Source organism: Streptomyces sp. NPDC005775 (assembly GCF_042871565.1).
Lineage (GTDB): Bacteria > Actinomycetota > Actinomycetes > Streptomycetales > Streptomycetaceae > Streptomyces.
Genome location: NZ_JBIAIU010000008.1, coordinates 87,779 through 109,157, shown reverse-complemented (window position 1 = coordinate 109,157; position 21,379 = coordinate 87,779). Strand labels below are relative to the sequence as shown.

The 21,379-nt window shown below is 70.9% G+C and carries 24 protein-coding genes, 1 tRNA gene and 1 pseudogene; 7 read left to right on the top strand and 19 right to left on the bottom strand.

The window, feature by feature from the left end; translation table 11 throughout:
- Positions 1-78 precede the first annotated feature (78 nt).
- Together ACFYPA_RS20095 and ACFYPA_RS20090 are read right to left on the bottom strand one after the other, a co-directional pair.
- A complete protein-coding gene (locus tag ACFYPA_RS20095) occupies positions 79-2,550 on the bottom strand; it encodes an MFS transporter (protein WP_359083741.1) in 2,472 nt (823 codons plus the stop codon).
- A 23-nt stretch (positions 2,551-2,573) separates the two neighbouring features.
- Positions 2,574-3,095, bottom strand: coding sequence for a MarR family winged helix-turn-helix transcriptional regulator (locus ACFYPA_RS20090; RefSeq protein ID WP_359083742.1), 522 nt, complete (start codon positions 3,093-3,095; stop codon positions 2,574-2,576).
- 489 nt (positions 3,096-3,584) lie between these two features.
- Here ACFYPA_RS20090 and ACFYPA_RS20085 point away from each other — a divergent pair, with 489 nt between their 5' ends.
- A complete protein-coding gene (locus ACFYPA_RS20085) occupies positions 3,585-3,797 on the top strand; it encodes a hypothetical protein (protein WP_359083743.1) in 213 nt (70 codons plus the stop codon).
- 14 nt (positions 3,798-3,811) lie between these two features.
- Here ACFYPA_RS20085 and ACFYPA_RS20080 read toward each other — a convergent pair whose 3' ends face one another.
- The 9 genes from ACFYPA_RS20080 to ACFYPA_RS20040 form a co-directional block, all read right to left on the bottom strand.
- Entirely contained in the window at positions 3,812-4,660 is an 849-nt protein-coding gene (locus tag ACFYPA_RS20080; RefSeq protein WP_389133263.1) for a hypothetical protein, read from the bottom strand.
- A 58-nt stretch (positions 4,661-4,718) separates the two neighbouring features.
- A complete protein-coding gene (locus ACFYPA_RS20075; protein ID WP_359083745.1) occupies positions 4,719-5,585 on the bottom strand; it encodes an RNA polymerase sigma factor SigF in 867 nt (288 codons plus the stop codon).
- Positions 5,586-5,819: 234 nt separating this feature from the next.
- On the bottom strand, positions 5,820-6,767 hold the full coding sequence (locus tag ACFYPA_RS20070) for an RNA polymerase sigma factor SigF (RefSeq protein WP_389133260.1): 948 nt from the start codon (positions 6,765-6,767) through the stop codon (positions 5,820-5,822).
- Positions 6,768-6,970: 203 nt separating this feature from the next.
- The gene (locus ACFYPA_RS20065; protein ID WP_359348446.1) at positions 6,971-7,264 is read right to left on the bottom strand and encodes a Dabb family protein; all 294 of its coding nucleotides are present in this window, start codon (positions 7,262-7,264) and stop codon (positions 6,971-6,973) included.
- Positions 7,265-7,274: 10 nt separating this feature from the next.
- Positions 7,275-7,439: a hypothetical protein gene (locus ACFYPA_RS20060; protein ID WP_187285206.1), complete on the bottom strand. Its 165-nt coding sequence runs from the start codon at positions 7,437-7,439 to the stop codon at positions 7,275-7,277.
- A 476-nt stretch (positions 7,440-7,915) separates the two neighbouring features.
- A tRNA-Ser gene (locus tag ACFYPA_RS20055) sits at positions 7,916-8,000 on the bottom strand.
- 78 nt (positions 8,001-8,078) lie between these two features.
- Positions 8,079-8,591, bottom strand: coding sequence for a tRNA adenosine(34) deaminase TadA (gene tadA, locus ACFYPA_RS20050; RefSeq protein WP_389133257.1), 513 nt, complete (start codon positions 8,589-8,591; stop codon positions 8,079-8,081).
- Between the two features lie 9 nt (positions 8,592-8,600).
- Entirely contained in the window at positions 8,601-9,164 is a 564-nt protein-coding gene (locus ACFYPA_RS20045; protein ID WP_359083747.1) for a hypothetical protein, read from the bottom strand.
- 249 nt (positions 9,165-9,413) lie between these two features.
- A complete protein-coding gene (locus tag ACFYPA_RS20040) occupies positions 9,414-9,623 on the bottom strand; it encodes a hypothetical protein (protein ID WP_359083748.1) in 210 nt (69 codons plus the stop codon).
- A 104-nt stretch (positions 9,624-9,727) separates the two neighbouring features.
- Between ACFYPA_RS20040 and upp the strand changes: the two genes are divergently transcribed.
- On the top strand, positions 9,728-10,363 hold the full coding sequence (upp, locus tag ACFYPA_RS20035; protein ID WP_359083750.1) for a uracil phosphoribosyltransferase: 636 nt from the start codon (positions 9,728-9,730) through the stop codon (positions 10,361-10,363).
- Between the two features lie 166 nt (positions 10,364-10,529).
- On the opposite strand, the gene ACFYPA_RS20030 is transcribed toward upp, so the two are convergent.
- From ACFYPA_RS20030 to ACFYPA_RS20000, 7 genes are all read right to left on the bottom strand, one after another.
- A complete protein-coding gene (locus tag ACFYPA_RS20030) occupies positions 10,530-11,126 on the bottom strand; it encodes a LytR C-terminal domain-containing protein (protein WP_359313340.1) in 597 nt (198 codons plus the stop codon).
- Positions 11,127-11,266: 140 nt separating this feature from the next.
- Positions 11,267-11,563, bottom strand: a complete 297-nt coding sequence (locus ACFYPA_RS20025) for a type II toxin-antitoxin system VapB family antitoxin (RefSeq protein ID WP_136329698.1) — start codon at positions 11,561-11,563, stop codon at positions 11,267-11,269.
- A 286-nt stretch (positions 11,564-11,849) separates the two neighbouring features.
- Positions 11,850-12,470, bottom strand: coding sequence for an HhH-GPD-type base excision DNA repair protein (locus ACFYPA_RS20020; protein WP_389133251.1), 621 nt, complete (start codon positions 12,468-12,470; stop codon positions 11,850-11,852).
- Positions 12,471-12,616: 146 nt separating this feature from the next.
- Entirely contained in the window at positions 12,617-13,888 is a 1,272-nt protein-coding gene (locus tag ACFYPA_RS20015; protein ID WP_389133248.1) for an RNA polymerase sigma factor, read from the bottom strand.
- Positions 13,885-14,298 carry a YciI family protein gene (locus ACFYPA_RS20010; protein WP_359083753.1) on the bottom strand — a complete coding sequence of 138 codons (414 nt, stop codon included), beginning with the start codon at positions 14,296-14,298 and terminating at the stop codon, positions 13,885-13,887. Before ACFYPA_RS20010 ends, ACFYPA_RS20015 begins: the two co-directional genes overlap by 4 nt.
- A 186-nt stretch (positions 14,299-14,484) precedes the next feature.
- Entirely contained in the window at positions 14,485-14,787 is a 303-nt protein-coding gene (locus ACFYPA_RS20005; protein ID WP_359083754.1) for a DUF3303 family protein, read from the bottom strand.
- Positions 14,788-15,032: 245 nt separating this feature from the next.
- On the bottom strand, positions 15,033-15,530 hold the full coding sequence (locus tag ACFYPA_RS20000; RefSeq protein WP_359313150.1) for a CGNR zinc finger domain-containing protein: 498 nt from the start codon (positions 15,528-15,530) through the stop codon (positions 15,033-15,035).
- A 111-nt stretch (positions 15,531-15,641) separates the two neighbouring features.
- On the opposite strand from ACFYPA_RS20000, the gene ACFYPA_RS19995 reads away from it, so the two are divergent.
- From ACFYPA_RS19995 to ACFYPA_RS19985, 3 genes are all read left to right on the top strand, one after another.
- Positions 15,642-16,529, top strand: coding sequence for an alpha/beta hydrolase (locus ACFYPA_RS19995; RefSeq protein WP_359313153.1), 888 nt, complete (start codon positions 15,642-15,644; stop codon positions 16,527-16,529).
- Between the two features lie 340 nt (positions 16,530-16,869).
- Positions 16,870-17,583, top strand: coding sequence for a polyprenyl diphosphate synthase (uppS, locus tag ACFYPA_RS19990; protein ID WP_359313156.1), 714 nt, complete (start codon positions 16,870-16,872; stop codon positions 17,581-17,583).
- The gene (locus ACFYPA_RS19985) at positions 17,580-19,148 is read left to right on the top strand and encodes an oxygenase MpaB family protein (protein WP_389133242.1); all 1,569 of its coding nucleotides are present in this window, start codon (positions 17,580-17,582) and stop codon (positions 19,146-19,148) included. The genes uppS and ACFYPA_RS19985 overlap by 4 nt, the downstream gene beginning before the upstream one ends.
- Positions 19,149-19,245: 97 nt before the next feature.
- Here ACFYPA_RS19985 and ACFYPA_RS19980 read toward each other — a convergent pair.
- Positions 19,246-19,846, bottom strand: a pseudogene (locus ACFYPA_RS19980) (IS5 family transposase); the annotation flags it as partial.
- A gap of 266 nt (positions 19,847-20,112) precedes the next feature.
- Here ACFYPA_RS19980 and ACFYPA_RS19975 point away from each other — a divergent pair.
- A complete protein-coding gene (locus ACFYPA_RS19975; RefSeq protein ID WP_389133239.1) occupies positions 20,113-20,679 on the top strand; it encodes a SigE family RNA polymerase sigma factor in 567 nt (188 codons plus the stop codon).
- Between the two features lie 62 nt (positions 20,680-20,741).
- Positions 20,742-21,170 carry a hypothetical protein gene (locus ACFYPA_RS19970; protein WP_389133236.1) on the top strand — a complete coding sequence of 143 codons (429 nt, stop codon included), beginning with the start codon at positions 20,742-20,744 and terminating at the stop codon, positions 21,168-21,170.
- The last annotated feature ends 209 nt before the right edge of the window (positions 21,171-21,379 follow it).

Sequence of the window (21,379 nt, the reverse complement as noted above, 5' to 3'; positions counted from 1 at the left end):
GCCGGCCAGGACAGACTCTCCGCTCGAAGTGCCGTCCCGCCAGGGGTCTTACGTGTCCGGGAGAATTCCCCGGACCGGTTACTCGCCCGGGTGGGCGAGCTCGATGTCGTGGCCGTCGACCCCGTGACCGGCCACGGTCAGGGCGCCGGCCACCGGCGGGTAGCCGGTCGCGATGACCGAGTACTCGCCCGCGTCCAGGTCGGTGAAGGCGTACGCCCCGTCCTCCCCGGTCGTCGAGGTGGCGATGACGTTGCCGGCCGCGTCGATCAGCGTGACGCGGGCGTCGGGCAGCGGACGCCGGCCGGAACCGGCCCGCACGACACCCTGCACCAGCGCACCGGACCGCAGTGCGGCGTCGACGCGGGTGACACCCTGGCCGCCGATCTCCACCGGCAGCGCCAGCGGACGGAAGCCGGCCGCGTTGACCGCGACGGTCACCGCGCCGGGGACCAGCTCACCGAAGGTGAACTCGCCCGCGTCGCCGGACTTGCCGGTGGCCAGTACGTCGCCGCGCACATCGGTCACGATGACCATGGCGCCCTCGACCGGCTGACCGCCCTCGGCGGCCCGTACGGACCCGGCCAGGCCGCTCGTACCGGCGAGCAGGATGTCGTACGAGAGGGGCTCGTCGCCCACGACCACGGTCGACGCCTGCGGCTGGAAGCCGTCGGCCGACGCGATCAGCACGTACGAACCGGCGCCCGGGGCGTCCAGACCGTAGCTGCCGTCGGCCTGCGCGGCCGAGATGCCCAGCTGCCTGCCGCCCAGCGAGATCAGCGTGACGGCGGCCCGGCCCACGGGCGCGCCCTCGGCGCCGCGCACCACACCGCGGACCGCGGTGCCCTGCACGGTGGCCACCGGAGCGGCCGGCGGAGCGTCGACCGCGATGACCCCGGCCGTCCCCTCGGAGATGAGTGCGGTGGTACCGGCCGGTGCCTCGGCGAGCTCCACCGTCTCGGCCGGGGCCGGAGCGTCGTTGGCCGCGTTGGTCTTCAGCGCGACCTCCTTGATGAAGATCGTGATCAGGAAGGCGAGCAGCGCGGCCGGAGCGGCGTACAGGAAGACGTCACCGATGCCGTGCCCGTAGGCGGACTCGACGACCGTACGGATCGGTGCGGGCAGCGTGTCCAGGTTGGGGATGCCCCCGCCGCCGGTGCCCGCGGAACCGGCCTGGGGACCGAGGTCCGACAGGCCGTCCTTCACGTAGTGCGAGACACGGTTCGCCATGACGGCGCCCAGCGCCGAGACGCCGATGGCGCCACCGAGCGAACGGAAGAAGGTGACGACGGAGCTGGCCGAACCGAGGTCCTTGGGGTCGACCTGGTTCTGGGTGGCGAGCACCAGGTTCTGCATCATCATGCCGACGCCGAGACCCATGAGGAACATGTAGATCGCGATGTGCCAGTAGGCGGTGTCGTACCGGATGGTGCCGAGCAGACCGAGGCCGGCCGTGATCAGGAAGCCACCGGAGACGAGCCAGGCCTTCCAGCGGCCCGTCCTCGTGATGACCTGGCCCGAGATGGTCGAGGAGAGGAACAGCCCGCCGATCATCGGGATCGTCATCACGCCGGACATCGTCGGCGACTTGCCGCGTGCCAGCTGGAAGTACTGGCTGAAGAAGACGGTGCCCGCGAACATCGCGATACCGACGAACAGCGAGGCGAGCGAGGCGAGGGTGATGGTCCGGTTGCGGAACAGCCGCAGCGGGATGATCGGCTCACTGGCGCGGGACTCGGTGAAGACGAAGAGCAGCGCGAGGAGCACGGAGCCCGCGAGCATCACGCCCGTCTGCCAGGACATCCAGTCGTACTTGTCGCCCGCGAAGGTCACCCAGAGGAGCAGGAGCGAGACGGCGGCGCTGATGAAGAAGGCGCCGGTCCAGTCGACCTTGACCTCACGCTTGACGACCGGGAGCTTCAGGGTCTTCTGGAGCACCACGAGGGCGATGGCCGCGAACGGCACGCCGACGTAGAAGCACCAGCGCCAGCCCATCCAGCTGGTGTCGGTGATGACACCGCCGAGCAGCGGACCGCCGACGGTGGCGACGGCGAAGACCGCGCCGAGGTAGCCGCTGTAGCGGCCGCGCTCGCGCGGAGCGATCATCGCGGCCATCACGATCTGGGCGAGGGCGGACAGACCGCCGACGCCGATGCCCTGCACCACGCGGCAGACGATCAGCATGCCGGCGCTGTTGGACAGACCGGCCACGACCGATCCGGCGACGTAGATGACGAGTGCTATCTGGACCAGCAGCTTCTTGCTGAACAGGTCGGAGAGCTTGCCCCACAGGGGGGTGGTCGCCGTCATGGCCAGCAGCGAGGCCGTGACGACCCAGGTGTACGCGCTCTGGCCGCCACCGAGGTCGGAGATGATCTCCGGCAGGGCGTTGGTGACGACGGTGGACGACAGAATCGCCACGAACATGCCGAGCAGCAGCCCGGTGAGCGCTTCCATGATCTGCCGGTGTGTCATCGGCACGCCGTTGGAGGGTTCATTCCCTCCGTGCTTGGCGTGGCCGCCCCGCACACCGGTCGGTGTGGTCGTAGCCATTTAAATCCTTGTCTTTGCTTCTGTTACACGGGTGTACGGGTGTACGAGCCGTCGTGGCTGTCGGTGGCCCGGGAGCGGCAGTCGCCGCTGTGCCTTCCGGGGGCGCACCCGTCGGAGCTGCGGCAGGAGAAGCTGTCGCGCAGCCGGGCCAGCAACGTGTTGAGCTGTCCGACCTCGTCGTCGGACCAATCCCGAAGGTTGTGGGCGAACATCTCGGTCGTCCGGCAGTTCAGATCGTCGAGCACGCTCTCGCCCGCGGGGGTCAGCCGCAGGATGCGCGAGCGCTTGTCCGCCGGGTCCGGGGATCGCTCGATCCAGCCGCGTTCCGCCACGTGAGCCACGTGTCGGCTGGTCACCGACATGTCGACTGCGAGGAACTCGGCCAGTCTGCTGATCCGCATTTCCCCGTGCCGGCTCAGCAGAGCCAGTACGGCGGCGGAGCCGCCGGGGCACTCGGCGGGCAGGATGCGGGCAAGTCCCCGTTTGACGGCGCCGACTGCGCTGAGCTGCCGGGCCAGTTCTTCGTACTGACTCCGCGCGGCCACGGGACCCCCAGACATCTCACCGGTCATCTTGTTGCTTAGGGCAACCATAGAAGCCGTTGGTTGCTGCAGGCAAACGAAAAGGGGCTTGCAGAAGTAAAGGAAAACAAAAGGCTGCGTAGGGCGCGGGTCAAACGCCCAGCGTGTGCGGTGTGCGGGTGACGGGTGTGTCTTGCGCCACTCCAGGGACGGGGGTGGCGGGCGCTCCGGTCCCGCGCCCGGACGGTCCCCCCGCCGTCGCGGCCCGGAACCGTGCGGGGGTCGCCCTTCGCGCGTATATACGGGAGGGTGCGTGCCGAGCCGGACGGCGTCCACCCCAACTGCACCTCCCCGACCGGAGGTTGGGTTTCACCCGGCGTCACGGGTCCTGTACGGCGTGCGGCGGGCCGGCCCGCTTCCCCACTCCTCCTTCACCGGTTCCCCGGTTACGGCCCCGCCCCTTCACCGCCCGGGGGTTGGGCCCTTCGGCCGAGTTCGCTAGGGTCCTGCGACATGGCACACAATCCCCACGCTCCGCAGGGTCCCGAGGGCAACAGCGACCCGGCAGGCAACACCCAGATGTTCCGCGCCTTCGTCGACGAGGGCGAGCCGCAGCGCCGGCAGCAGCCGGCCGCCGTGTCCTCCGGGCCGAGGACCGGGCTGATCGCCGCCGTCGTCGCGGTGATCATCGTGCTCGGCGCGGTCGCCTGGCTCGCGCTCGGCTGACCCTTCCTACCCCGTCACTTCCAGACGGCGGTCACGTCCCGTGTCTCGACCCGCATGCCCAGGGGCACCCGCCAGGCGTCCACACAGACGGTGTACGTCATCTTCCGCGCCGCTCCCGCGCCGATCGGCGCGGGCAGCGGCGCTGTCGATTTCCGGGTCGCCCAGTCGATCCCCGCGCCGCCGATGATGTGCGTGGCGAAGGTGACGGTGCCCGAACGGGCCGGTGAGCCGCCCGTATTGCGGAACTCCACGGTCACCTTCTCGCACCACCGCTCGTCCGCCGCCGTGCGCACGGGGGCGCCGACCGCGAGGACGGCGGGCCCGGCGGGGGCGGTGGAGCCGGGCGCGGAGGGGGACGCGGGGCCGGTGGAGCCCGTGGAGCCGCCCGCGGACCCGCCTGTCGAACCGGAGCCGGGCGGGCCCGTGGTCGTGCCACCGGCGGCCGTGCCGCCCGGCCCTCCCGCGTGAGCGTCCGGGCTCCCGGACGGCCCGGGGCGCGCTGTGCCCGCGCCGCCCGAACCCCCCGTGCCTCCCGTGCCGCCGTCCGCCGCGCCGGGGCCCGTCGTCGCGCCAGGGGCTCCAGGGGCTCCGGGTGAGGCCGAGGCGTGCGCACGGCCCTTGGCGCCGCTCCCGCTCGGCTCCCCGGCCCCGTCCAGCGGGATCAGCGTGACCTTGCCCGAGGGCGCCACGGCCCCCGAGGGCGCCTTCCCCGGGCCCGCAGCGGCCGCGCCGACCGCCGTGTAGCCGTCGCCCCCCGTTTGCCCGCCGCAGCCCGCCAGGGCCGCGCCCAGACACAGCACGGCCGCCGAGGCGGTGATCGCTGTGCCCCGGCGGCCGGACCGGCCGCATGTCTGACGTCGCATCGCGACAGTGTGCCTGACGGCCCGTCAAATCGGAACCCCTCGCATCGGGGTTCCGGGATCAGTCGGCGATGAGCCCCTCCCTGAGCTGGGCGAGCGTGCGGGTCAGGAGCCGGGAGACGTGCATCTGCGAGATGCCGACCTCCTCGCCGATCTGCGACTGGGTCATGTTGGCGAAGAACCGCAGCATGATGATCTGGCGTTCACGGGGCGGGAGTTTGGCCAGCAGCGGCTTGAGCGACTCGCGGTACTCGACGCCCTCCAGCGCCGCGTCCTCGTATCCCAGCCGGTCGGCCAGCGAGCCCTCGCCGCCGTCGTCCTCGAGCGAGGGCGAGTCCAGCGAGGAGGCGGTGTAGGCGTTGCCGACGGCCAGGCCGTCGACGACGTCCTCCTCGGATACTCCGAGCGCCTTGGCCAGCTCCGGAACGGTCGGCGAGCGGTCCAGCTTCTGGGCGAGCTCGTCACTGGTCTTGGTGAGGGCGAGCCGCAGCTCCTGGAGCCGGCGTGGCACCCGCACCGACCACGAGGTGTCGCGGAAGAAGCGCTTGATCTCGCCGACGACCGTGGGCATCGCGAACGTGGGGAACTCCACGCCGCGTTCGCAGTCGAACCGGTCGATCGCCTTGATCAGGCCGATCGTGCCGACCTGGACGATGTCCTCCATCGGTTCGTTGCGGCTGCGGAACCGTGCCGCGGCATAACGCACCAGCGGCAGGTTGAGTTCGATGAGTGTGTCCCGCACATAGACGCGCTCCGGAGTGTCCGTTCCTCCGGGGCCCGGTGCGGGACCCAGCGCGGCGAGCCGCAGGAACAGGGAGCGGGACAGCGTGCGGGTGTCGATGGCTTCCGACGAGCTGGTGAGCACAACGGGTGCCGGTGCGCTCTTGGTGAGCGTGAGCACCTTCGAGCTGCCCTGTTCTGCGGACATGCCACCCCCTTGAGGTCGCGGACGGTCGCGGTGGCCGCGACCATCGGAGGAACGCTGCCTCCACCTGAATACCGGAGGGGAGGCTGCGGCAAACGCGGTTCCCGCAGAATGTCACATGTCGGCAACGCGCTGTAGTGACTTGTCGACAAGTTCTGGGGGAGTCTGCCCAGTTAACAAGGGGTGTACGGCATTTGGTCCGCGGGGAACGCCCCGGGACCGGTCTACCCGATCCGGTTACGCTTCGATCCTGTTTGCGGATCGCAGTCGGGCGAAACTTCGGGCCAGGAGTCTTGACACATGCATCTGTGAGACCCCGAGTTCGGCGCTGATCTGTGACTGCGTCAGGTTGCTGTAGTAGCGCAGCAGCAGGATGCGCTGTTCGCGTTCGGGCAGCTGTACGAGCAGATGCCGGACCAGGTCGCGGTGCTCGACGCCGGCGAGGGCGGGGTCCTCGTAGCCGAGCCGGTCCAGCAGGCCGGGCAGCCCGTCGCCCTCCTGGGCGGCTTCGAGCGAGGTCGCGTGGTACGAGCGGCCCGCCTCGATGCAGGCCAGCACCTCGTCCTCGGAGATCCTCAGCCGTTCGGCGATCTCCGCGGTGGTGGGGGAGCGGCCGTGAGCGGTCGTCAGGTCCTCGGTGGCCCCGGTGACCTGCACCCAGAGCTCGTGCAGCCGGCGCGGTACGTGGACGGTCCGCACGTTGTCCCGGAAGTACCGCTTGATCTCACCGACGACGGTCGGCATCGCGAAGGTGGGGAACTGGACCCCGCGCTCGGGGTCGAACCGGTCGATGGCGTTGATCAGGCCGATGGTGCCGACCTGGACGACGTCCTCCATCGGCTCGTTGCGGCTGCGGAACCGCGCGGCGGCGTACCGCACGAGGGGCAGGTTCGCCTCGATCAGCGCCGCCCGGACCCGGCCGTGCTCCGCGGTGCCCGGCTCCAGCCCCTGGAGCCGGCCGAAGAGCACCTGGGTGAGCGCCCGGGTGTCGGCGCCCCGGGTCCTGGCGGGCGCGACGGTGTCGTCGGGCGTCTCCAGCTGGATCGTCTGCGACGCCTGGACCGATTGCGGGGCCTGGACGCTCTGGGACGCCTGCACCCCTTCGGGCGTCTGGGGCGCCGGGGGCGCCTGTGCCGTCGCTGTCGTCCGGGCGGCCTGGACGGCCTGCACGGTCTGGGGAGGCACTTGAGGCGCTGTACTGGCCGGCACGATGACGCCACCCCTTCGCGGTCAACTTCGGTCAACTCGTCCGTCAAAAGCGGTCATAGCATCACAAGACATGTCCACTATGTGCAAGCACCCCATAGCGCCGTGTTGACCTCGAATCGGTTTAAACACAAAGAAAAGCCCCTCACCGTCGTGGTGAGGGGCTCGCAGGGCCGAAGCCGTCAGAACGGGTAGTCGGCGATCACCCAGGTGGCGAATTCGCGCCACTGTCCGGCGGCCGCCTGGTGGGCCGGATGCTCGATGTAGCTCTTCAGCGCGGCCTCGTCGGCGACCGCGGAGTTGATGGCGAAGTCGTAGGCGATCGGCCGGTCGGTGATGTTCCAGGCGCACTCCCAGAACTCCAGCCCCGGCACCTTCTCCGCCAGTGTCCGGAAGGCCTCGGCGCCCGCGACGACCCGCGGTTCGTCCCGCTCGACGCCGTCGTTCAGCTTGAACAGGACCAGATGGCGGATCATGGGGGTACTCCTACTTCACGAGCTCGGACATGAAGTCGCCGACGCCCTGTGCGGCATCCGAAACGCCCTCGAACCCTACCTGGACGAGGTCCGCGGCCCGGGCGGGGGACGTGATGATCGTGTAGAGCACGAAGACGACTATCAAGTAGAGAGCGATCTTCTTCGCTTGCACCATCAGCCCCTGACTCCCCTTCGATCCCCCTGCGCGGTCGGGCGAGTCTAACCGCACACATGGCCGTATCGGCCTGCTGTTTCCGATCACTCATTCGATCTTTATGGACCAAGGACCCGGAGATCGAGGTCCTTCGCCCGCCCGTGCGACCCCTGTGACGCGGCAGGATGGTGGACGAGCCCAGCGGACTCCGGCAGGAATCCGAGGGGCGAGGAACAGGACCCCTCTGTGGGGTCCGCGCCGCGACCTCCCCCGGATCGCGGCAAGGACCGGCAGGTCCTGTTCTCATCGGGGGGAGCGGCTTGTCCCCCCGATGCCGCTTCCCCCGACCTGACTTCACGCATGGCCCCGGCCCCGACCACCATCGGACCCGGGGCCACCGTCATACCCGGGGCCACTGTCGTACGCACGGCGCCGGCGGCCACCCGGGGCGGAAAACTCGAAGGGCCCGACGCTGTGCGTCGGGCCCTTCACAAGAGCGGTAGCGGAGGGATTTGAACCCTCGGTGAGTTTCCCCACACTCGCTTTCGAGGCGAGCTCCTTCGGCCGCTCGGACACGCTACCGAGAGAGAGCTTAGACCATCTCGGCCGTCCGTCGAAATCCGATTCCCGGCAACGCGGCGAAGGCGGCGGAACGGCAGGTCAGCGGTCGCGGAAGAAGGCCGTCAGGAGGGCCGCGCAGTCCGTCTCCAGGACGCCGGGGATCACTTCCGGGCGGTGATTGAGCCGACGGTCCCGCACGACGTCCCAGAGCGAGCCGGCCGCTCCGGCCTTCTCGTCCCGGGCGCCGTAGACGACCCGGCCCACGCGGGACTGCACCAGGGCGCCCGCGCACATCGTGCAGGGCTCCAGGGTGACGACGAGGGTGCATCCGGACAGCCGCCACTCGCCGAGCGAGGCGGCGGCCCGGCGCAGCGCGAGGATCTCGGCGTGCGCGGTCGGGTCGCCGGTCGCCTCGCGTTCGTTGTGGCCCGTGGCGAGCAGGGTGCCGTCCGGGGCGAGGACGACGGCGCCGACCGGCACGTCGCCGGCCGCTGCCGCCCGGCCGGCCTCGTCCAGAGCGCGGCGCATGGGCGCCCGCCACGGGTCGCGTACGGGATCATGCGGGGAGTGCTGTGCTGGGGCCGGATCGTGCGGGTGCGGTGCTTCGGTCACCCGCGGACCCTAACGGACGGTCTCCAGGTCCTCGGCCGCTCCCAGCGCGTCCGCGATCTCCGCCAGGGCGTCCGTCCGCAGCATCAGCAGCTCCGCCTCGGGGAGCCCGAGGTCGGACAGCAACCCGGTGTCGCCGAGCGGACCCGTCGGTACGGCGTCGGGGTCCGGCCCGTCGTCGTCATCGTCGTTGGAATGGCCGGGGGAACGGCCGGGGCCCTCCGGCTCGCCGTCCTCCGTACCGTCGAGGCCGACGAGCTCTTCGAGTGCGGCGATCGAGTCCTCGGCCCCGGGTTCGCGGCCGAGCAGTTCATCGGTGAGCAGGATCTCCCCGTACGAGGAGCGGGCGGCGGCGGAGGCTTGGGAAACGAAGATGCGCGGGTCCTCCTCACCGTCCACCCGGATGACGCCGAACCAGGCGTCCTCCTGCTCGATGAAGACGAGCACCGTGTCCTCGTCCACCGAGGCCTCCCGGGCCAGATCCGTCAGATCGGACAGGGTCTCCACATCGTCGAGCTCCGTGTCGCTCGCTTTCCACCCGTCTTCGGTGCGCGCGAGCAGTGCGGCGAAGTACACCGTGACTCTCCCACTGGTCTCGGGGACTCTCGTTCGGATCGGGCCGGACCGGAGAGGGCCGGCGATCCCAGCGAGAGACCCGGGGTGTGTTCGATCCGGCGGGAGGGCAGTCGGTGGTCCGGCTGCCCTGCGTCCCGCCCATCGGAATCGTGGCAGAAACGAGGGCTTCAGGAGAGCAGTTCCGCCGTTGCGTCGGCCATCAGTTCTCTCCGGCGCCGCCACCTGGGGGTTCTTCCGACGGCCGGACGGCTACCAGCGGAACGTCCGCATCCGCATGGCCTGGCGCATTCTGGCGGCCTTGACCCGGCGCGGCTGGACCCGGTCGCGGAGTGCCTTGGCCTCGTGAAGCTCGCGGAGGAACTGGGCGCGCCGCCTGCGGCGCTGCGCGTCGGTCTCCGGCGCGTCCCGCGCGTCCAGCGGGCTCTGCGCGTCCCGCTTCTGCTGCGCCCCGTCCGGCATCGGCTCGTCACCCCCATGGCTGGGTCCGTATGCCCCCACCTTCCCCCCGAACGTGCGCTTGATGCCAGCGCACGGGTGCGGGCGGCGCGGTTACTGTTGGTGCCATGCGGATCCACGTCGTCGACCACCCGCTGGTCGCGCACAAACTCACCACCCTGCGCGACAAGCGCACCGACTCCCCGACCTTCCGGCGCCTCGCCGACGAGCTGGTCACCCTGCTCGCGTACGAGGCGACCCGCGATGTGCGTACCGAACAGGTCGACATCGAGACCCCGGTGACACCCACCACCGGAGTGAAGCTGTCGCACCCGCGGCCCCTGGTCGTGCCGATCCTGCGGGCCGGCCTCGGCATGCTCGACGGCATGGTGCGGCTGCTGCCGACCGCCGAGGTGGGCTTCCTCGGCATGATCCGCGACGAGGAGACGCTCCAGGCGTCCACGTACGCGACGCGCATGCCGGAGGACCTCTCGGGCCGCCAGGTGTACGTCCTGGACCCGATGCTGGCCACCGGCGGCACGCTGGTCGCGGCCATCCGGGAGCTGATCAAGCGCGGGGCGGACGACGTCACCGCGGTCGTGCTGCTCGCGGCGCCCGAGGGCGTCGAGGTGATGGAGCGCGAGCTGGCGGGGACGCCGGTCACCGTGGTCACCGCCTCGGTCGACGAGCGGCTCAACGAGAACGGCTACATCGTGCCGGGTCTCGGCGACGCCGGGGACCGGATGTACGGCACCGCCGGCTAGGAATCCCGAACCGGCACGGTTGAACGGCTGACGGCCGGGGCGCTCCTTGGAGCACCCCGGCCGTCGCGTTGCGTTTTGGGCAGTCGGCCAGTCGGCCAGTCGGCCAGTCGGCCAGTCGGTCGGTCGGTCAGCCAGTCGGTCAGTCCGCCGGTCGGTCAGTCGGCCGTCAGCAGGAGGACGGTGACGGGGCCGGCTTCGTCAGGGCGGTCAGCGCGGTGGCCGCTGCCTGCGGGGTGCTGAACGCCGTGAACTTCGTACCGATAATCAGATCGACGTCCGCGCCCTTGCGGGCGTCGGTCTTCGTCCCCGCACCGGGCAGCTGCGTGCCGAGCACCGGGAACGTGCCGTTGACCGCGGTCGGTGCGCCCAGCAGCAGGGCGGTCCCGGCGACCTTCTTGTCGTACGCGGCGGCGGCGTTGCCCACCTTGCCGATGGTGAAGCCGCGCTTCTTCAGCTCGTCGGCCGCAGCCTTGGCCAGTCCGCCACGAGGGGTCGCGTTGTAGACGTTGACCGTGATTTTCGCGGGCTGCGGCAGGACCTTCGCGGGCGCGGACGGCCGGACGGTCGGGCAGGCCGCCGTGCGGTCGGCGGCGCTGGCCTGCTTGTCGCCGCCCGTGAAGACGTCGATGAGCTGCAGCGTGCCCCATCCGGCGAGCCCGAGGGCGACCACGGAGGCGGTGGCCGCGAGGACCAGTCTGCTGCGGCGGCGGGGGCGCCGCATGCGCGGGTACTTGTCACCCGTGATGCGGTACTTTCCGCCCATGCCGGGGGGAGTGAGCATGCTCATGGGCGCAGCGTAGTGCGACCTGGGGATGATGACTATTTGATGATCGACGGATCGCACCCGTCCGGGTGGGAAAGCACCCGAACGAACCCCGTCGGAGTCGAACGCGCGCCGGGTTCTCAGCCGAGGTCGAGCACGCGGGCGTGCAGCACCTGGCGCTGCTGGAGGGCCGCGCGCACCGCGCGGTGCAGTCCGTCCTCCAGGTAGAGGTCGCCCTGCCACTTCACGACGTGCGCGAACAGGTCGCCGTAGAAGGTGGAGTCCTCGGCGAGGAGCGTTTCGAGGTCCAGCTGACCCTTGGTGGTCACGAGCTGGTCGAGGCGGACCGGGCGCGGCGCGACATCCGCCCACTGCCGGGTGCTTTCCCGGCCGTGGTCGGGATAGGGCTGCCCATTTCCGATGCGCTTGAAGATCACACGGAAAGCCTACCGGTCAAGGGCCGCCGGGCGCAGCCACGGGGCGGGACTGCGCTGCGGGCCGAGGCGGCATAAAAGCGCCCATGCCGGAATTGGGCCCGCGACGCTCGAGAGCGACAGCGCGTGCGAGGGCACGCGCGAGGGCGCGAAGGGGCGTGCGCGCGGTGGTACCCGCAGGGCGGCGAGCACCGAACCGGCGGGGGCGCGCCGACACCTGCCGCCGCGCCCCGGCCGTCCGCACGACCCGCCCCGCATGCCCCGCGTCCGCCGAATGACGTGCTCGGGCTCACCTCGCCTTGGCCGCCGCCTTCGCGGCCTTCGCCGCCTGCTTGGCCTCCTGCTTGAAGGCGCGGACCTCGACGAGCGACTCGGGCCCGGTGATGTCGGCGACGGAACGGCGGGAGCCCTCCTCCCCGTACGCTCCCGCCGCCTCCCGCCAGCCCGGCGGCCGGACACCGAACTGCTTGCCCAGCAGCGCGAGGAAGATCTGCGCCTTCTGGGTGCCGAACCCGGGCAGGGCGTTGAGCCGTTTCCGCAGCTCCGCTCCGGTGGTGGCCCCGGTCCACACCGCGCTCGCCTCGCCGTCGTACTGAGCCACCAGGTACTGGCACAGCTGCTGCACCCGCTTGGCCATGGAACCGGGATAGCGGTGCAGAGCGGGCTTGTCGGTGAAGAGTTCGATGAAGGCCTCGGGGTCGTACACGGCGATCTCATGGGCGTCCAGATCTTCCCCGCCCATCCGCTGTGCCAGTGCGTACGGACCGGAGAACGCCCACTCCATCGGCACCTGCTGGTCCAGCAGCATGCCCACGAGGGCGGCGAGCGGGCTGCGTGCGAGAAGCTCGTCCGCCTCCGGCTGTTGAGCGATCCGGAGGGTGAGGTCCTGGCCCTTGTTGCTGTTGGTCATGGACCCGATGATTGCGAGCCGGGGCTGCGACGGCCAGTGAAACCACCGCCGGTGCGCCTCTTTGCAGCCGTTTGCCGCTGTCCCCGGCTGCTTCCCGCCCCTGCGGTGGTGCCGCGTGCCGCACGAGGGGGGTGGACGAGCCCGCGTCAGTCGTCGAGGCGGTCCGCGCGTCCGTGCAGGTAGCGGGCCTCCGGGATGCTCAGAGTCCCGGCGGCCGCCGTACGGTAGGCGGCGCGGGCGCCCTCCGTGTCACCGGCCCGTTCCAGCAGATGCGCGCGGACGGCGTCCAGCCGGTGGTGGCCCGCCAGCCGGTCCGTGAGGGAGTCGGTCTCGGCCAGTCCGGCTTGCGGGCCGTGCACCATGGCGACGGCGACGGCCCGGCTCAGTTCGGCCATCGGCTCGGGGGTCATACGTACCAGGACGTCGTACAGCGCCAGGATCTGCGGCCAGTCGGTGTCCTCGGCACGGCCCGCCTCGTCGTGCAGCGCCGCGATGGCCGCCTGCACCTGATAGGGCCCGGCGGGCCCCTCGCGCAGGGCCTCCTCGACCAGCGCGGTGCCCTCGGCGACGGCGGCCCGGTCCCATCGGGTGCGGTCCTGCTCGTCGAGCGGGATCAGCTCGCCGTGCGCTCCGGTGCGCGCGGGACTCCGGGCGTCGATCAGCAGCATCAACGCCAGGAGCCCCGTCACCGCTCCGTCCCGGGGCAGCAGCCGGCGGACCGAGCGGGCCAGCCGGATCGCCTCCCGGGCGAGGCCCGCGCGGTGCAGGGCACGTCCTGAGGTCGCCGTGTAGCCCTCGTTGAAGATCAGGTAGAGCACCTGGAGCACGGCCGCGAGCCGCCTGTCCCGGTCGGCCGGAACCGGCTGGACGAAGGCCGCGCCCCGGACCTTCCGCTTCGCCCGGCTGATCCTCTGGGCCATCGTCGCCTCGGGCACCAGATGGGCCCGGGCGATCTCGGCCGTGGTCAGTCCGCCGACGGCCCGCAGGGTCAGGGCGACCTGCGCGGCCGGGGCCAGATCCGGATGGCAGCACAGGAAGAGCAGCGTGAGGGTGTCGTCCTCGGCCGGCGCCCGGCTGCCGCCCGGCACGGGCTCGTCGGGAGCCGGCGCGGTGAACGCGTCCCGGGGCGCGAGCGCGGCCGCCGCCTCCTCCCGCGCGCGCCGGGCGTCATCGCTGCGCAGCCGGTCCACGAGCCGCCGGGAGGCCACCCGGATCAGCCAGCCGCGCGGATTGTCCGGCACCCCCTGCTCCGGCCACTGCCGGGCGGCGGCGATCAGGGCCTCCTGCGCCGCGTCCTCGGCCGGGTCGAAGTGCCCGTACCGGCGCACCAGCGCGCCGAGGACCTGCGGGGCGTGCAGCCGCAGCAGGTCCTCGACCTCGTCCCCGACCCCGTCCTCGACCCCGGACGTACTTCTCACACATCGCCTCCGCCGCTGTCGATGGCCCGGATGGCCACCGGGCGGGCGGGCGCACCGGCGGGCGCCGGGCACTGTGTGACGCGTGCGGCGATCTCGGTGACCCGCTCCAGGCTCTCGCATTCGAGGACCCAGTACCCGGCGAGCAGTTCCTTCGTCTCCCCGTAGGGACCGTCGGTGATCACCGGGCGGCCGTCCTCGCCCGCGGTGACGAACCGGGTCTTCGCCGGTTCGACCAGCCCCTGGGCGTCGATGAGTTCACCGCTCTCGGCGAGATCGTCGTTGACCGCGCCCATGAACGCGAACATGGCCTGCACGTCCTTCTCGCTCCAGGCCGGATTCCCGGCGGACGCGTTCCCGCGCATCGCCTCGTAGTCGGCCTGCGAGCCCTGCACCATCACCAGGTACTTCATGATTCCGCTCCTCTGCCGCCTCTGCCGCCCCTCTCATGGGCGACTCTCACAGGGGACGTCGGAGCGGATCGACGGTTCTCGACACCGCGCCGGAAGGATTCCCGGAGAACACCGAGAACTCCCGGAACGGCCCAGCGGCCCCGGCGGCGTCACGGCGGCGCCCCGAGGTCAGGAGGAGCGCCCGGGTCAGCCCTGGCCCTGGCCCAGCGCGGCGAGGCCCTTCTGCATGTCCTCGGTGTTCATGACCGGCTGGATCTCGATGGTGGCGCCGAGGTTCTCGAAGAGGGGTTCCGAGAGGGAGGGCAGCAGTGAACTGTCCTGCATGTCGAAGACGAACGTGCAGCAGCGCTTGCCCTCGCTCGGGCCGAAGTAGGCCGCCTCCGGCTTCAGGCGTTCCGCGAGCGCCTGCATGGTCTTCGCCAGGCTGCCGTTCTTGACCGCCTCGTTCGCGGCCTGGGTGTCCAGCTGCGCTCGCAACATGACCCTCATGATGTGGCTCCTTCCGTCACACCGGGGCCGGCGAGGATCCATCCGCGCGCGCTGGGCCCCGGCGGCGTCCCGCCCAGCGTCATCGGGGGCGGCCGGGGCAGCCAACATCTCGTGCACCATCCGGCTGTACGGCTGGTGCCGCGTACGCCGCGGAAGACATACTCGCTCCCCGCGATCGACGCGACGCGGCCGGCTGCGGCCGACTGCGGCCGAGGCCCCGGGGCGAGCATTCTTCCGAACCGAGGTCAGGGGGTCTCTCGTGCCCGAGCCTGGTGCCGGCGCGCCTTGAGCCGGTTTCCGCAGGTCTTCATCGAGCACCACCGTGCGGTGTTGGCGCGACTGCGGTCCAGGAGGAAGAGGCGGCATTCGGGGTTCTCGCACGGCCGCAGGCGGCCGGGCATGCGCTGCTCGACATCCGCCCACGCGAGCACGAGTTCCACGGCCAGCCTGCGCTCGGGCTCGACCTCCACGTGCCACTCGATGCCCGACGCGCTGACCTGTGGGACCTTGCGTACGCCTTCGAGGACGTGCCGCAGTCCCGGCTCCGCCGACGTGCCCGACCCCACCGCCTGGAGCGCGTCCCGGGCGGCACGCAGCCACCGGCGCTCCCCGGCGCTGCCGAGGCCTCCGTGTGCCAGCGCCCACCTGTCCACGTCATCGTCCTCATGCCACAGGTCCTGGCGCCGGCCATCCGTCACAGGGGTGCTGTTCAGCGCCTGCATCAGGGCTTCGTCGTCCAGCACGCTCTCACCTTCCAGTCACTCTAACTCCATCAATGCGTTTGACAGGTTACTCCCGCAGCGGTCTACTGGGTGCCGAGCGATAACCATCAAAGGCCATTGAAGGGGTTAGTCATGGTTGAGGTCCGCCACCAGTACGCCACCGTGCGGGGACACCGCGTCTTCTACCGCGAGGCAGGGCCCAGCGAGGCGCCCACGCTCGTGCTCCTGCATGGATTTCCCACCAGTTCACGGATGTTCCGTCACCTCGTTCCCGCGCTGGCCGACCGGTTCCACGTCATCGCCCCCGATCACCTCGGATTCGGCAACTCCGATGCGCCATCGGTCGACGCGTTCACGTACACCTTCGACTCCCTGACCGACATCACCGAAGCCCTTCTGGCCCAGCTCGGCGTCACCCGCTATGCCCTGTACGTCCAGGACTACGGCGCCCCCATCGGCTGGCGGCTGGCCCTGCGCTCCCCGGACGTGATCACCGCGGTGATCACGCAGAACGGCAATGCCTACGAGGACGGGTTCGTCCCGGACTTCTGGAAGCCGGTGTGGGAGTACGGCGAGAACCCGGGCCCCCGCACCGAGCCCGGCGTCCGCGGCGCCCTCGCGCTCGATGCCATCCGCTGGCAGTACCTGCACGGAGTGGACCGGCCCGAACTGGTCGATCCCGACACCTGGACCGCCGACCACCACGGGGTCAGCCGGCCGGGCAACGACCTCGCGCAACTGGCTCTGTTCGGCGACTACATCAGCAACCGGCCCCTTTACCCCCAGGTGCACGCGTACTTCCGGGACCGCCAGGTCCCCCTCCTCGCGGTCTGGGGCGCGAACGACGAGATCTTCGGCCCCGACGGCGCACGCGCGTTCGCACGGGACCTGCCGGACGCGGAGATCCACCTGGTTGCCGGAGGCGGACACTTCCTGCTCGAAAGCCACCTGGACACCGTGGCCGGGTATGTGCGCGGGTTCCTGACCACGGCCGAACCGCCGGCCCGAAGCCCGCGCTGAGTGCCGAGGCGGCCGAGACCGCGCGGTTCCCGCTGCCCGGACGTCGGCCCGCCGGTGCCCTCCGACTGACGTGCTACGGGTGAACCAGCCGCCATCACGGTGTGCCGGGGGCCGGTCACCGGCACTCTGCTGAAGGTCAGGAGCAGCGGGGGGTGCACCACATCCGCCCCGGTGGAGCCTGCGGACGCGAGTCGAGGGGGGTGCTTCGATGACATCCAGTGGAGCAGGACCATCCGCACAGGCACAGGCACAGGCACAGGCGAGGGGTGAGGGCCACTGCCCACCGGCGGTTCCGGTGCAGCCCCGACGCGGAGCACCGGGCGAGGAGCCGCAGCGCCCGGTGCCCCGCCACGTCGCGTGCGTGATGGACGGCAACGGGCGATGGGCGCAGCAGCGCTCCCTGCCCCGTACGTCAGGACACCGGGCGGCGGAGACGACGGTGATCGACGTCATCGAGGCGGCACGGTCGGCGGGGGTCGAGTGGCTCAGCCTGTACGCCTTCTCCACCGAGAACTGGCGACGCCCGGGCGAGGAGATCGACTTCCTCATGCGTCTGGTGCGCCGGGTGGTGCGCAAGCACGCGCCGCTGTTGTACGCACGCGGGATCCGCTGCCGGTTCCTGGGAGCCGAGGACCCGAGGATCCCGGCCCCCCTGGCGCAGGACTTCGCCGATCTGATGACACTGACCGAGAACAACCGGGGCATGACGCTGACGGTGGCGTTCGACCACGGCGGTCGCCAGGACATCGTCTCCGCGGCGCGCTCCCTCATCCGTGCCGGGGTGTCCGCCGACGCCGTCGACCAAGCGAGCTTCGCCGCGCACCTGCCCGTCCCCGACACACCTGACGTGGACCTCGTCATCCGTACCTCGGGCGAACAGCGCATCTCCAACTTCATGCTCTGGCAGGTGGCCTACGCCGAGTGGGTCTTCCCGTCGGTGCTGTGGCCCGATTTCCGTGCGTCGCACTTTCTGGAGTGCCTGCACGACTACCGAGGCCGCGACCGCCGCTTCGGCGGCGTGACCCCGCAAGCGAACGGAGAGCGTCACAGGTGAAGGACACGGACAGCAGCCACTCCCCGCGGACGGGCCCCGGCGCAGCGGGCCCGTACAACACCCCCGGCGCCACCGGTGACCCGCACGAGGGCCCCGGCGCCACCGGCCCGCACGGGGGCCCCGGTCGGGAGGCCCCCGAAACGCCGACCGAGTCCCTCTTCGGACCCGATTCGCAGTTCCACCGCTTCTTCAACGACCCCCGCTGGGCACTCGCCGTCGTCAGGGCCACGGTGCTGGAAGCCGCCCACCCGCAGATCGGCGCAGCACTGGCCGACAACTCCTCCTTCGTCGTGCACCCCTGGCGCCGGCTGGGCAACACACTGGTGAGCCTGCAGCGCATGTTCGGAGCCGACGAGCACACCCGACAGCGGGAGGCGGCACGGCTCAACCGACTGCACACGCGGCTGAGCGGCACGGACGCGAGGAACCGGCCCTACGACGCCATGGACCCCGAGGTACGGGCCTGGGTGGTCGCGACGCTCTTCGAGAGCTCCGTCACCATGTGCCGACTGAGCGGGCAGCCCCTGGACCAGACGACCATGGAGCGGCTCTACGCGGAGTTCCAGGGCTTTCTCGCCGCACTGGGGGACGAGGCGGGCCATCTCCCGCCCACCCTGCCCGAGTTCTGGCAGTACTTCGACCGCATGGTCGCGGAGGAACTGCAGAACACGGAAGCGCTGCGCATCATCCTCTTCAAGCTGTTCGAACATCTCCCGGCGCCTCCGCTGTTCGCCGGCCTGCCCACGGTCTGGGCGACCGGACGCGCGCTGGCGGGACCGGTCATCGGCACCGTGACCGTCGCCTCCCTCCCCGAGGTCTTCCGCCGCCGGGCGGGGCTGCCGGAGGTGCCCGGGGCCCAGACCCTGATGCAGGGTGCCTACATGGCCGCACGCCTGGCCGGCGCCTTGCCCGACAACTGGATTCAGACGGAGAACGTCGTCGGCCTGCTCCAGCTGTCACCGGACGGCGAGGGCCCCTGCGCCGAGGCGCTCAGCGCGGTGCGCGCCCGGATGAAACGGGCCGGCGCGTTCATCCGCCTGAGCACACCCGTACCGGCCCCACGGGACAGTACGGTCGCGCCCGAGAACCGCCGCAGTGCCCGCGCCTTCTTCGCCGAGGTGCTGGACCAGACCGGGGACGGTTACCTGGACTGGCCCGATCTCGCCGCGATGGCACGGGAACTCTGCTCCCGTCTCGACCTGGACGAGCCTGAGGAGACCCGGCTGTACGACGCCTTCGCCGCGTGGTGGAGGGAACTCCAGTCGGCCCTGGACAGTGACGGCGACGGCCGGGTGAGCGAGGAGGAGTACGCCGCCGCGGCCCCGTCCCTGGCCGGACCGGCGCTGATCAGGGTCGCCGAGGTCCTCTTTGCCGTCACCGACGCTGACGGCGATCAGTTCATCGACGCCGAGGAGTACCGCCTCCTGTTCAGGAAGGGCTTCGGGCGCACCGTCCTGGACGGCGAAGGGCGCTACTCCCGCAGCGCGTTCGTACGGGACTTCCTGTCGTTCATGTCGGGCCGCAGGCGTTCGGCCTCCTACGACCCCCTGCTCTCCGACGCGTAGGACCGCGGACCCGCCGAGCGGTGCCCCGCGCCCGCACCACCACCGCTGCGGCCGGCTCGCTCCATGTCGTACGCCGTCAATCCCCGCCCGGGCGCGGCTTGACGGCGGGGATCACCGCCAGGATTCCGCGTTGTCGCAGGTAGCGGCGGTTGCGGCGAGAGGAGTACGCCTTGTCGCCGGCGGCCGCATCGGGTCGGGCCCTCGGGCGTCCGACCGCCCCGCGAACCTTCACCTTCTCCAGCACGGGCACGAACTGCGGACCGTCACCGGCCTGTCCGGGCGTGAGCACGAATGCCGGGGGACGACAGCGCCAGTCGGCCGCCAGAGAATCTTGCTCGTGAGCCCACCCCGAGAACGCCCCAGGTTGCCATCCCAGCCGCGTGATGATGCGCCCGCGACGTCGTCGAATCCACGCTGACCAGGTTCAGGTCGACCCGATCGCGCGCGGCGCCCTCGGCGACCACGACGTCCATCAGGTTCTGGGAAACACCCTGCCTCACCCGGACCCGGAAGCGGTCATCGGAGCTCTGCGACGGGCCGGACTCCGTCGGAAGATCACGCCAAGGACTGCCCGTGCGAAAACGCCACATCGCCGCGTTGAAGTATCTCCGCAGATCAGGGATCGGACCGACCTCCGCGATCGGCAGATGGGGCTCGACCAAGGACCACTGCTCGTCGGTGAGATCGCCAGGCGCCATGACCAACTACCTATGAAAACCAGCACACCGCGCGCAGGCAATCTCACGAACTCATGATCTGGACATCAGACAGGACCTAGTCCGCGGCGTCGAAAAGCGTTACACGCACGGTCGGCGGGTCCGCCCGGGCCCGCCACTTCCGCCGTCGCTCCCGGCGCTCCCGCCGGGTCGAGCGAAAACGTCTCTGTGACCCAGGTCTCAACGAGGGCGTGCAGCAGACGGGGCTGCTTCGGCGTCGAGGAGGGGTGACAGGAGGGGAGGAACGTGTGGATCTGGCAAGCGAGCGAATACCGCGTGCCCTGCTCAGCAAGTCCGAGTCGGCGGAGAACGACTTCCACAGCTTCGTCGTCGCCCGATCGGCCGTACTGTTCCGCGGTGCGCTCGTCCTGACGGGGAACCGCGAGGCAGCGGAGGACCTGGTCCAGGAGACCCTCGAACGGGCCTGTCGCCGGTGGCGCACCATCGCCGCCAAGGACGCTCCGGACGCCTACGTGCGGCGGATCATGGTGAACCTGGCCAACGACCGGTGGCGGAGATTCCGCCGCTCGATACCGAGCCAGGACACCGGCGACCGAGCTGATCCGGGAGACCGGTACGGACAGGTGGACACGCGGGACCAGTTGGTCCGGGCGCTCCAGGGGCTGCCGATGCGGATGCGTACGGTCGTGGTCCTGCGGTACTTCCACGACCTGCCTGACGCCGAGATCGCGGCCGACCTGGGGATCTCACCCAGCACCGTGCGGTCGCAGCTCGCTCGTGGACTCGACAAGCTCCGAGGCCAGTTCCCCGCACTCTCCGAACCTTCACGACAGCAGCCCCCGGAAGGGACCTGATGAGTTCAGACCGTTCGCGACCTTCCGGCTGCACAGCCTTCGAACAGGAACTGGTGAACGCCATGAACGACTTCGCACACGCCGCCGAGACGCCGCACTTCGACACGGCCGCCATCGCGCACGGGGCGCGCCGCAAGCGGGCAACGGCCCTCGTGGGCATCGTCTCCGCTCTGGTCGTGGCCGGGGCGGGCACCGCGCTGGCCGTCGGCATCACGTCGCACACCGCGCGACCGACCACCGCGGCCGCCCCCGCGGCCGACAGCACCACCGTGCTTTACCGCTCCAGCGCCGGCAAGACCGTCAGCATCCCGCTGGCCGGACTGAACTCGACGGGCGTCAGGCGGGCACTCGTCCCGCTTCGGATCACGCCCAGCTTCACCCGGGCCCGGGTGGCCGGCTGCCGGCCGGCCATGGTCGTCGCGGTCTCGCCGCATGCCCCGACGGTCGTCCACCCGGGCGACACGGTCCGCCTGACCACCTGCGAGGGCTGAGCTGGCAGAGCCCCACCCGAACCAGAGGTGGTGGCCCCGCCGAAACCGGCTCCTCCCCCGCCGCACGCCGGCTGATCATCCCGCTGACCCGGGCTCAATCCCCGTGGCGGGGTGCGGTGGTCGGATCAGCAGACGGCAGGGGGCTCCCGTGGAAGTGCGGATGTGGAACGGCTTGGTCGGCGTCGCGAAGGAGACGTACACGGGCTCGC

What these genes read in the sequence shown, in the direction of transcription:
- ACFYPA_RS20095 (WP_359083741.1), bottom strand. Translation starts at nt 2,550, where the DNA reads ATGGCTACGACCACACCGACCGGTGTGCGGGGCGGCCACGCCAAGCAC.
- ACFYPA_RS20085 (WP_359083743.1), top strand. Translation starts at nt 3,585, where the DNA reads ATGGCACACAATCCCCACGCTCCGCAGGGTCCCGAGGGCAACAGCGAC.
- ACFYPA_RS20080 (WP_389133263.1), bottom strand. Translation starts at nt 4,660, where the DNA reads ATGCGACGTCAGACATGCGGCCGGTCCGGCCGCCGGGGCACAGCGATC.
- ACFYPA_RS20075 (WP_359083745.1), bottom strand. Translation starts at nt 5,585, where the DNA reads ATGTCCGCAGAACAGGGCAGCTCGAAGGTGCTCACGCTCACCAAGAGC.
- ACFYPA_RS20065 (WP_359348446.1), bottom strand. Translation starts at nt 7,264, where the DNA reads ATGATCCGCCATCTGGTCCTGTTCAAGCTGAACGACGGCGTCGAGCGG.
- ACFYPA_RS20060 (WP_187285206.1), bottom strand. Translation starts at nt 7,439, where the DNA reads ATGGTGCAAGCGAAGAAGATCGCTCTCTACTTGATAGTCGTCTTCGTG.
- ACFYPA_RS20040 (WP_359083748.1), bottom strand. Translation starts at nt 9,623, where the DNA reads ATGCCGGACGGGGCGCAGCAGAAGCGGGACGCGCAGAGCCCGCTGGAC.
- upp (WP_359083750.1), top strand. Translation starts at nt 9,728, where the DNA reads ATGCGGATCCACGTCGTCGACCACCCGCTGGTCGCGCACAAACTCACC.
- ACFYPA_RS20030 (WP_359313340.1), bottom strand. Translation starts at nt 11,126, where the DNA reads ATGGGCGGAAAGTACCGCATCACGGGTGACAAGTACCCGCGCATGCGG.
- ACFYPA_RS20020 (WP_389133251.1), bottom strand. Translation starts at nt 12,470, where the DNA reads ATGACCAACAGCAACAAGGGCCAGGACCTCACCCTCCGGATCGCTCAA.
- ACFYPA_RS20010 (WP_359083753.1), bottom strand. Translation starts at nt 14,298, where the DNA reads ATGAAGTACCTGGTGATGGTGCAGGGCTCGCAGGCCGACTACGAGGCG.
- ACFYPA_RS20005 (WP_359083754.1), bottom strand. Translation starts at nt 14,787, where the DNA reads ATGAGGGTCATGTTGCGAGCGCAGCTGGACACCCAGGCCGCGAACGAG.
- ACFYPA_RS19995 (WP_359313153.1), top strand. Translation starts at nt 15,642, where the DNA reads ATGGTTGAGGTCCGCCACCAGTACGCCACCGTGCGGGGACACCGCGTC.
- ACFYPA_RS19970 (WP_389133236.1), top strand. Translation starts at nt 20,742, where the DNA reads ATGAACGACTTCGCACACGCCGCCGAGACGCCGCACTTCGACACGGCC.